This is a genomic window from Streptomyces sp. TAA040, from assembly GCF_000424845.1.
The window spans coordinates 1-10,591 of sequence record NZ_AUKR01000044.1 but is presented as its reverse complement, the minus strand read 5'-3'; the positions used below and the strand labels follow the sequence as shown (position 1 = coordinate 10,591).

The 10,591-nt window shown below is 66.7% G+C and carries 5 protein-coding genes and 1 pseudogene; 5 read left to right on the top strand and 1 reads right to left on the bottom strand.

All coding sequences use genetic code 11. The features are described from left to right. From H300_RS0121120 to H300_RS0121100, 5 genes and pseudogenes are all read left to right on the top strand, one after another. Positions 1-644 (top strand): annotated as a pseudogene (locus H300_RS0121120) (hypothetical protein); the annotation flags it as partial. A gap of 809 nt (positions 645-1,453) precedes the next feature. Further along, positions 1,454-4,984: a UvrD-helicase domain-containing protein gene (locus H300_RS29560; RefSeq protein WP_028428981.1), complete on the top strand. Its 3,531-nt coding sequence runs from the start codon at positions 1,454-1,456 to the stop codon at positions 4,982-4,984. 78 nt (positions 4,985-5,062) lie between these two features. After that, positions 5,063-6,793 (top strand): hypothetical protein, encoded by a 1,731-nt coding sequence (locus H300_RS0121110; RefSeq protein WP_028428980.1) that lies wholly within the window; start codon positions 5,063-5,065, stop codon positions 6,791-6,793. After that, positions 6,790-7,392 carry a hypothetical protein gene (locus H300_RS29555; RefSeq protein WP_051270265.1) on the top strand — a complete coding sequence of 201 codons (603 nt, stop codon included), beginning with the start codon at positions 6,790-6,792 and terminating at the stop codon, positions 7,390-7,392. The genes H300_RS0121110 and H300_RS29555 overlap by 4 nt, the downstream gene beginning before the upstream one ends. Continuing rightward, positions 7,389-9,434 carry an Hsp70 family protein gene (locus H300_RS0121100; RefSeq protein WP_037981365.1) on the top strand — a complete coding sequence of 682 codons (2,046 nt, stop codon included), beginning with the start codon at positions 7,389-7,391 and terminating at the stop codon, positions 9,432-9,434. Before H300_RS29555 ends, H300_RS0121100 begins: the two co-directional genes overlap by 4 nt. A 483-nt stretch (positions 9,435-9,917) precedes the next feature. Here H300_RS0121100 and H300_RS0121095 read toward each other — a convergent pair. Further along, on the bottom strand, positions 9,918-10,591 hold a 674-nt coding region (locus tag H300_RS0121095), incomplete at its 5' end, for a transposase (protein WP_028429452.1).

Genomic DNA, 10,591 nt, shown 5'->3' with positions numbered 1-10,591 from the left:
CTCAGGCATACGCCTTGTGCCAGCTCGACGCGCTCGCGGAGAAGATGGAGCAGAAGACCAAGATCGGTGACCTCACCGCGACGGCCAAGGACGCCGAGTCCGAGGTGCGTGAGTGGCTCGCCGTTCTGGCCCGGTGTTTCCAACTGCAGGACGCGGGCGTCGTGCTCGAACTGGACCGGGTGCTGGACGCGTCGCCGGACGAGTTGAACGGACACCGTCTCGGGCTGAAGGCTGCCCGGAAGGCCCGGATGGAACACATCTCGCGGACCACCGAGCGTCTGGTGGCCAGGATGAATACGGCTGCCGGTACGGCCAACGCCAAGGTGCTGCTGAATCCGAACAAGTCTCCGACCCTGGTCCGGTCGATCAATCACGTCACTACGGACGTCCACGGCTTTCATGCCCGACTCGGGATCGAGTCCGGTTATCAGCCGTCGGAGGCCAGGCGATGGGCGGACGCAGCTACCGAGGCGAGGGACAAGGCGCTTGTGACAGGTGCGAGGCGTGTCGATGCCGCCGTGAGCCTCGGCAACGAGACCCTTGGCCGGGCCGGCTCGGTCACGGAGAAGCTCTCCACAGGTCTCGCCGAGCGAGCCCGCCGTCTGTTCGGGGACAACGAACAAGGCGACAAGAAGAGCGAGTAAAGACGTCGAATCGCCTTCTCGCAGCATCGAGGAGGGGCGCTCTTCCCGGGACGCAACCGTCAGTCCTGGCTGTCCTGGTCCGTTTGCCTTCTGTGGACGGGTCTCGTTGCGTCTGACCGGCCCGAGGGCTGCCGTTCGGGGACGTCGATGGACAACCGCTGGACGAGCGTGCAGTGGGGGCGAAGCGCGGTGAACGAGATCGCTTACGAGGACTGGTCTGTCGCGAAGGGGCAGGAGACTATGTCTTCACGGTTGTCGGCAGCGACGCTGTTGGGGAGGTTTCCAAAAGATAGGCTAGCCGAGACAGCGACTGGTGAATCAGCCCGATGGACAACGAGTTCCAGCTGATCAGTGGCGGTGACTGAATGGCGGTTGTCGGGGGTGAAGCGGATGTCGTGAGTTCCTGGTCTGGGGGCAGCTGTCGTCGAGAGATCGCGGGTTGGTGCGGATCAAGTCCATCGCCGGTACTGGGGCTAAAGATTCCGTCCGTCGGCGACGTGACAACGGGCGGTTGCGGCGAAGGTGAGGGAAGGTGCTTGAGGCGGGAGCGAAGATGTCGGTGCCGTCAGAAGCTCGACAACAGACTCTCGAAAGGCCGAGATCGGTAAAGGACAAGCTTTCCAGCGGGGCACCGAGCGAGTACAACGTCGACGCCGGCGTGAGGAGGGACTCGACGAGGAAGGCTGAGAGGGCACCGAGCGCCAGCCACGTGTGCAGCCGGAGCGACGTTCAATGCGCACCTACAGTGCGAACACCCATCGTGCTCGCCGCCGCGCCGCGTTGCATGGGGAAGGAGGGGAAGAGCGAGGATGCCCAAGCGCACTGAACGGGCAGCCGTGCTCGCTGCGGAACAGCGCGCGGTCGATCACGCCTATTCCTGTTTGGAGCGGTCCCGGGAGGAGGCGTCGAAGCTGAGCGGTCTCGACGCCGCAGCCAGCGGTAAGGACTCCATCGACGTCCGGCGAACCTGGGAGCGGGAGCTGGCGTCTCTCGACACCGGAGGCAAGTCCCTCGTCTTCATGAGGGCCGATGTCGACGAAGGACAGGGGCGCGAGACGTTCTACGTGGGGCGCCGCCTAGTGCGGGATGAGCAGCGGAATCCCGTGGTAATTTCCTGGAGTTCGCAGGCTGCAGTCAACTGGCGGTTGACCAGTGAGCAGAATCCGGGGCAAGTGTCGCTGTTGCGTCAGATCATCTGTGATCAACAGGTGGTCAAGCGCTATCTCGATCTCCACGGCTCCGAAGCGGGACGACCGGTGCTACCAGGGACGTTCACGGCACCTGTCGCCAGCGACATGCCAAACTCGGCGGCTGGAGAACCGGTGTGGCGTGATCCGCTCGTCGACGAGATGGACCGTGCACGCGACGGCTCGATGCATGACATCGTCGAGACCATCCAGCGGGAACAGCTCCAGCTGGTGGCGGAGGAGCCTGCGGGCGTACTCGTGATCCAAGGCGGCCCGGGCACGGGCAAGACAGCGGTCGGCCTGCACCGGGTGACTTGGCTGCTGGACAACAAGCACCGGACAGCCAGGGAGATCCTCGTCATCGGCCCCAATCGGGCGTTCCTCGACTACGTAGGTGTCGCCCTGTCCGAACTCGGCGCCGACAAACTGTTGCTGCTCGAACTGCCTGCGCTCTGGTCAGCGGCAGCGTCGCCCCGGGACCCCCGCCCGGTCGCAGCGCTGAAGGCCGACCCGAGGATGGCTGAGGTGCTGCGCAGGGCCGTCAACTGCGAGACGATGAGCTCGGCGGAACGCTTGACCGCGCTGGTGGGTGGGCCGGTCTTCACCTACGAGCTGAACCGCCGCGAAGTCGTGGTGCCTGTGGAGGAGATTGCGGAGATCGCTGGTGCGGCGCTGGGTGGCGACAGTCCGTACCAGGTGCGCCGGGAGCGGTGCGTACAGCAGATCACGCAGCACTTGACCGATGTCTACGTCGGGCTGCTGCCCGGCCCTGCCGACATCGACTACCTGGCCGAGACAGCCAAGGCTCGTCCCGTCGTACGCCTTCTCAAACGAATCTGTCCCAGTTTTGCGGCCCTGGACGTGCTGCGGGGCCTGTTCACCGGCGGGTCCACCCTCAGCCGGGCCGCCGAGGGCATTCTCTCGGCCGCCGAGCTGGACCTGCTCACCGCACCTCGCCCGGGAGCCAGCCCAGGTAGCCTCACGGCGTGTCCGCCCACCAGGCTAAGCCGCGAAGACCTGGTCCTGCTCGATGAGCTGGAGTATGTACTGGCCGGACGCCCCCAGAAGGTGTACGGGCACCTGGTCATCGACGAAGCACAGGACGTCACGCCAATGGAGGCCAGAGCCCTGGCACGTCGATGCCCCAGCGGTTCGATGACGGTGCTCGGCGACCTCGCACAGTCGTCCGGTCCATACCTCCACCAGGACTGGGGCGGGCTTGGCAAGGCGCTCGCCGGCCAGGACGGGTGGCGGGTCACTCAGCTGCGCAGGGGCTTCCGCGTGCCGGGAGAGGTTATGGACTTCGTGGCCCGGCTTGGCAGGCACTGCGCACCCGGCGTGGCAGTGCCCGAATCAGTGCGCGAGACGGGCGCGGACGTTGCCGTGGTCCAAGGGGCCAACGTGGGCACTCTGGCCGCCGAGGCCGTGGCACGCCTACGAGCGAGCGCGCCTGCCGGAGCGGACGAACGCTCGATCGGCGTGATCGTGCCTCCAGGCGGTGAGCGGGGCAGCGACATGGTGCGCGCGCTCGGTCCGGAGAGTCTCGGGAACCTTGCCGTGCTCACTCCAGTTGAGGCGAAGGGCCTGGAATTCGACCACGTCGTCGTGGTGGAGCCGGCCAGGACCATCGCAGACGAGTCCGTGGGCCTGCAGCATTTGTATATCGCGCTGACACGTTGCACCCAGTCGCTTACCGTCGTCCACACCCTCCCTCTGCCTCCGCAGATCGGCGGCCCCGTCCCGGTTCGCGCACCTGCCGCCGCGTCCGCTTCCTCCCCGCGTGACGCGGGCGGCTCTGCCGCGGAGCCTGCGGCGAGCCGGTGCAGTCGATACCTTGCTGATGGGACTCCGTGCATCAATTACACCCACCACGCGGACAAGTGGTGCAGAACAGCCCCCTGCGGGGGCTTCCGCGTTGCTGAACCGGTGATCGTGGCAAAGCCCCGCCGCCTTGCCCAACTGGTTGGCGCGCAGGACCAGGCCTGTCTCAACCTCGATGCGCGGCAGCTTGACGCCGTGCGGGTCAGCTCGGGGGCGTGCGGGGCCTTCGTTGTACGGCACCGGGGCGGTCTACGTGAGGCAGCGGTGGAATTGCAGGCCATGCTGGCCCCGTTCGTGGAGCGGGCCCGGCACCTGCGCGCCGCGGACGGCACCTGGGTGCTTGACCTTGCGGGATTCCGCATGGTGCTCAGTCCCGAGGCTGATGTGATCACGGGCTACGACGCGGTGCACGCGGAGCGGAGCTTCGCGCAGTTCGAGGCGGGCGTCGCGTCCAGGGCGAGCAAGGACGCACGGGCCGCGCGGAGATCGGGGCTAACCGCGTCGGTGCGGGAGTGCGGACCACCGCTCGGTGCCGTGGAGCCGGTCCGCTTACTCAACGCAGGCGCAGTGCACGCCACTGCCTCGGCCTGCGCTGGCTACGAGCGGGTAGGGCGGATACGCGGGATGGTCGATGAAGCCTTCGTGCATGCGATGCGGTGGACGCTTGCTGATGACCTGAGAACCGCGGACGTCGAGTTGTTCGAGACCCTTGTCATCGTCGAAGGCAGCCGCTTCCAGTGGCGGCTCTCGCCCGACGGCCGGTCCCTGCTCACCGTGCACGAACCTGGAACGGAGTACCGCGGACAGCTGACCTTCCCCGATAGCCCTCCCCAGCCCCGAAGGGGGACCATGTCCGCCACTGACCCGACACCCCAACTGGTCGAAAAGAAGCGGGCGGAGGAAGAGTGTCCGAACGAGGCGGGTAGCGGCTTGGAACGCCTGGTGACCGCCGCCGTGCTGGTGGCGCGGGCGGACCGGTGTCACGAAGCGCTCCGGCACCGCCTGCTCGCGGACCTGTACGACAGTGCGGCTGAGGCCGGGGAGAGTGCCTTCGTGGATGCCTGGTGCACGCGAGCCAACGGCACCGTGCTCTTCGACGTACTGGGCAGCGAGGACAGCACGTACCAGTCCATTCGGGAGTCAGCGCTGCACCTCATGGAGGCGTCCCATTTGCGTACCGAGGGCCAGGCGGAGTTCCTCGTCGCTGTGTTGGGCGGCGAGCCGACGGAGCCATGGGTGGTCGACGCGGTCGACGGTGCTTTCAGCGTGCTCCTCGCCTGGCGCGCCGACGGGACCTGGGCTGGGCCGGGCGCAGAGCACATAGTGGTCTAGCTGGGGCCCTGCCGTCGGAGCAGGAAGTCCTGTCAAAATACGACGCGGGTTGCGAACACGGGAGACAAGCGGGGGCGCATGGGGAACGAGGACGCTTCGTTCGATCGGCTCGGCAGCGGATTCGGAACGGGGACAGAGCCGATTGCGGGGTCGATGACGCGGGCTGAGATGGTCGAGGCATGGCGGGCGCGGCGGTCCGCTCGTCGATCCGGCGCGATCACCGGCCCCGGAAACGTGGTCGACGGATTCGCGTTGCGCAAGTGGCGTAAGGCCGGAGTCTTCGGCGCGGAGGCGGTGGCCTGTGTCGAGAGCGTGCTGCGTGGGCTGTTGGAGTCCACGAACGTCGAGGACGGAGCTCTGCGGTGGAGCACTGACACCATCCGTGCCTGTCTGGACGGACAGCCGACACCTCAACTTCTTCCTGCGGTCAAGGCCCTGCTCGAAACCTCTGAGCCGGGCCGAGCCGTCGCGCAAACCACCGCCGTGCTCTCAGCCGTCCACGAAGTCGGCCTGCCCTGGCTCTCGCTCGCCGGTGAGCGCCGGCTCGCGGTCATCATGGGAGCGGTCCCGGCGACCGGTCTGGGTTCGGAGGACCTCCCCCGACCCGGGGAGGACCCGTCTGGGGCCTTCGCGCTTCAACAGGCCCTTGCCCGGAAAGACCTGGGCAAGCTGACCGCAAGCCACTTGGGGGCCATCGTCCCCTGGGCGCCCCTCGGCGTCATCGACGACCTGATCGAGGCAGGCGTACTGAACCGTGGTCATAAGCCGTGGGCTATGCGGGCGGACGCGGACGAGCAGCATTACCTGCTCGCCAGACTCGCCCCAGAGAAGTCGGATGCCGCCCTCGCCCGCTCTCTCGGCTGGGACGAGCCCGGAGAGCGAGAGGCGTTCCTGGCGGGCGAGCCGGTCCAGCCGGCGCCTGGCAGCCTCTACGACCTGCTCCTGTGCATCGCGGATGGTGAGACAGCTGTTCTCAAGGAACTGGAGGGGTTGCTGCCTCGCGAGCAGGTGATCCGCCTGCGCAAGGTGCGGGATGGTGCTGTGACGGGCTCCTGGGATCCGGACATCCCCGCCGACCGCGGGCTGTGGCGGCTGATGTGCTCCCTGTGGGAGCCGAGGGTCGCGGTAAATCCGGCGCGTGGGCCATTTTACGCCCTCGTGGCGCTGCGGCATGCGTACGACCTCATCTGCCAGGGTGAGAGGAAGAAGGCTCGGGCGCAGGTCGACAAGCTCGTCGATCACCATGGCTCGCCAGCCGAGCACGCTGCCGAGGCGTGCAACATGTTCGCCTACCTTGCGCTGCTCGACGACGATCTCGACCTTGCATACGTCTCGTTGGCGCGCGTCGCCCGCACCGACCGGCGGGTCGAGGACAACCTGGCTCTCCTGGATCGTCGGCGGGGCACCATGCGCAATGATCGGGACCATCCTGCCAACCCGTATCTGGAGCTTGGGCTGCCGCACAAGAGTGAGCACTGGAAGCACCAGTGGCGCGAGCGCAGACGGGTCGACAAGGACGACCTCGATCTGGCGACGCAGGCCAACTGGGCGAAGCGCCGGATCGAGCAGGCGGAGAGGACTGAGGACTGGTCGGACTTCTTCGTACTGCCGCTGGACCCCGCGTCCCTGCGACTGCCCACAGTGAGACCAGAGTCCCTGGCACCGCGTACTGCCACTATGCCGCGCCGGACCACGTACCGGGCCGATGAGGACCTCGCGACGGTACGCTTCCGCGCGATCGCCGACCTTCTCCCCACCCTACTTACCGCGCCCCGGCGCCCCGATCACGATCACAGGACGACTTCATGAGCAGCAAGTCCGCACGCCGCAAGAGCAGCCCGAACGCGGCCGGACAGGCCAAGAAGCCCACGGGTCGCATTCGCCGCAAGGAGAACAGGGAGTTCGCGGCGGGCATGAAGCTGCGCACCCTCAGGCCGGAGGAACTCCTCCACCCGGCGCAGCTCCTCGCCCGGTTCACCGAACGGGCCGAGGAGCTCATCGTTCAGATTCCGCAGGACGTCCGTCCCACCCCGGCCATGGTCAGCGCTGCACTGCGACAGGGCGTGCTCGAGGCGTTCCGGACACGGGACGAGCACATCGCCCGGATGGTCGAGACCGATGTTCTCGCGAGCACGCCCGAACAGGGAGCGAAGGCCATCCGCCGTGCGGTGCGCGCCTCCCTTATCGACATGGGCGTCCGTGTGGTCGAGGAGCCAGACGAGCAGGAACTCTTCGTCGTCGTCGAGGGGGAAGGCGAGGGCTTCGAGCTGGTCCGGCCGGCATATGTGGACCAGGGGACGGACAAGCTGCTGCTCGCCGGGCAACTGCGCCGAATTCCGGCCCCGAGGGCCCTGCCGGTCTGTGATGGGACCAGCGCGGTGGATGCGCAGGGGGATGACGCCAAGTGATCCCAACAGGAATCGACTTCGGTACGACCAACTCCGTCGTGGCCCAGTGGCAGCATGATGAAGCCGAGGTGCTGCCGCTCGATGCCCACCACATTGACGCCGACTGGCGACGGCCGGGGTTCGAACAGCTCTTCCCCTCGGTCGTGGGCGCCAGCTCGCTTCGGCGCGGCCCTTTGTTCGGCTGGGAGGCCAAGCTTCGCTCCGAGGAAGCGGCCGAAGCCTGTAAACGGCTCCTCAAGAGCGACGAGTACGTGACCATTCAGGGCAGGCGCTTCGCGGCGACCACCGTCGCGGCGGGTGTCTTCAGCGCCATGCGTGACGGCGCCCAGCACAACCTCACTGATATCGATCGCGCCGTCATCACTGTTCCCGCCAACGCCACGGGTGCTGCCCGATACCGGACCAGGGCCGCGGCCCGGTTCGCCGGCATCGACGTCCAGGCCCTGCTCAACGAACCCACAGCGGCTGCCATCTCGTATGTCCACGACATCTGTGAGGACTCCCAGATCTTGGTCTTTGACTGGGGCGGTGGCACCATCGACGTGACCGTGCTCGACTACTCGGACGGTTTTTTCGAAGAGCGCGCTTCTCGTGGAGTAACGGAGCTGGGCGGTCTGGAGATCGACCGGCGGTTGCGTGAACTCGTCCTCGGACGAGCACCCCGGCGCAGGGCCTGGACTCCGGCGCAGGAGCGGCAGTTCCGTCTGGACGTGGAGCGGAGCAAGATCCTGCTCTCTTCCCAGCCGTTCGTCACGGTGGTCACCCCCGACGGCGTGGGTGTCGATATCCACCAGGCTGAGCTGGAGGAGGCGATCGGCGACCTCGTCGACCGGGCCCTCGGGCCTGTGGAGCAGTGCCTGAAAGACCTGCACATGGCCCCGCTCGATGTGGACGACATCCTCATGATCGGTGGCACAAGCCAGATCCCCAGTGTGCGGGCCGCGGTCGCCGAAGCGCTCCAGACGGAGCCCGTGCCCACCGAACTGTGCGACCCGATGGCAGCAGTCGCGCGCGGCGCTTCGATCGCCTCGGCGGTGCTAGCCGGTGAGACCGAGGGGGTTATCCAGGTTGCCACCAGCCATGCGCTCGGCACGATGGTCAAGGACTCCGCGAGAGGCAAGCGGTTCAGCGAGATCATCCCCAGGAACTCACCGCTGCCCTGGAAGGAACGCAAAAGCTACACGCCGCAGAAGGACCACGCGCGGAAGCTGTCCGTGGAGATCTGGGAGGGAGACCCGGACAAGGAGCTCGCCCATCGCGACAACGTGCAGCTCACCGAGCTCACCCTCACTTACCCCTCGCCGCGGGTCCGAGACGAGTCCCGCTTCGACCTGGAGTACACGTATGACTCCAACGGCCTGCTCCATGTCAAGGCCACCCTGGAGCACACGGGCGAGGTCGTGGTCGACCAAGAGGTCGAGAGCTTCGGTTCGGGTGGCCCCACGCCCGAGGTACAAGAGGAGTTGGACCGCCTGCTGAAGGGCAGCTCGAATCCGGACTCCCTCTGGTCGACTGCATTGGTCGCCGGCGCTCGCCCCGTTCCCATGCCTTTGAAGGCGCGGCCAGCGCTACTCGACGGCGGTCCGCGGACTCTGGTCGTCGACGGATCCAATCTCGCCTGGATCGGTCACTCACCGGTACGCCCGGGTGTCTACGAGGATGACGATCACCCGCGTTTCTTTCAGCTTCAGGCCGCGCGGGTGGCGCTGGCCAAGAAGTACCCAGAGGCCGACATTCATGTCGTGGTCGACGCCAACTTTCGCCACAAGGTCGCGGATGTGGAACGTGACGCTGTGGAGGCCGCCCTCGGCAAGGGGGACATCATCCAGCCTCCGGCCGGTACTGAGGGCAAGGGCGATGCCCTCGTGGCGGTCATCGCGGACGAAGCCGGTGCGACGGTCGTGACGAACGACAACTTCGTAGAACTGCAAGGCCGCTATCCGTGGCTTCGGGAGAAGGGTCGGGTTCTGGGCGCCACCTGTTCCAAAGGGGGCTGGTTCTTCACCGAACGTACCTGTGTGGCGCCGCGGGGCCGAGGATAGGGAGAAGCCGCCGATACTCTCAAGATGTGGGTAGGCCTGATGGAGATCATGCGAGCGGATCGGCTCACGCGGAGGCTGTCGCCTCGGCCTTCCGGGGATGGGCATCCCATGGTGAGTAGAGTGGCGAGGGTGTTGGGATCCTGACGCGTGATGTTGGTACGCACGGGACACGGCGACGCGTCCGGCGTGCGTGAGCGATGCGTGAGCGGACCGGATGGCACGGGCGGATCAGGCGGCAAGGTGATCCAGAGGCTCAGGCACCTGAGCTGGGAAAACAGGACTCCGCGGCACCTCCCGCCATCACCCGTCACGATCTTGCACCCTCTTGTAATGCGTAGGTCGTCGGTTCGAATCCGACAGGAGGCTCAGCGACAAGTCCAGGTCAGACGGTGTCTGACCTGGGCTTTTGCGTCACTGCATGCGTCGGCGGCGCTTCGATCGGGCGATCTTTGCTGGGCTGAGCGACTCTGCTGCGCAATTCGTTCAGGCGGAGAGTCGGTAGCTGAGCCGTTCGAGTCTGCTGGTGCGTGTGCGGTCGTGGGGGCCGGTGGTCCAGTGGGCGTCGAGCCGGATCACGTTGAGTGCGGTGGCGGAGAAAGCGTGGTGGAGGCGGACTTTCGGTAGGCCGCGGTAGCGGGCCCGGCGGATGCCGGTGATGTCGAGGGTCTGGTTGATGGTGCCCTCGACACCGGCCCGGAGGGCGTACTTGTTCTTCCAGGTCTCCGTCTTCTGCTCGGTGCGGGCCCGGGCGAGGTTCTCGTGGAGTTCCTTCGGTCGCAGGGTGAGTATGCGGCGCTGGTTCTTCGAGGTGGTGCACTGCTGCCGGAAGGGGCAGTCGCGGCAGGTCAGGACGCTGAAAGTGATCACAATGGCGTCGGTGCCGTGCTGTTTGACGGGGTTCCAGTGGGAGCTGGTCCTCCCGGCGGGGCAGCGGACCTGGCGGGTCTTCCAGTTGATGGTGAAGGCGTTCTTGTCGAAGCCTTCGGCGGCCCTGGCCTGCGCGGAGTGGTCCAGGAGGACCGGGGTGACCATACGGATGCCCTGTTCCAGGGCCGTGGTGATCAGGTCGGCCGAGGGGTGGCCGGAGTCGGGGTAGTGCTCGGCGGGCTTCACCCCGTGCCCGGCGAGCTTGCTCTGGATCGGTGCGGTCGTCTTCA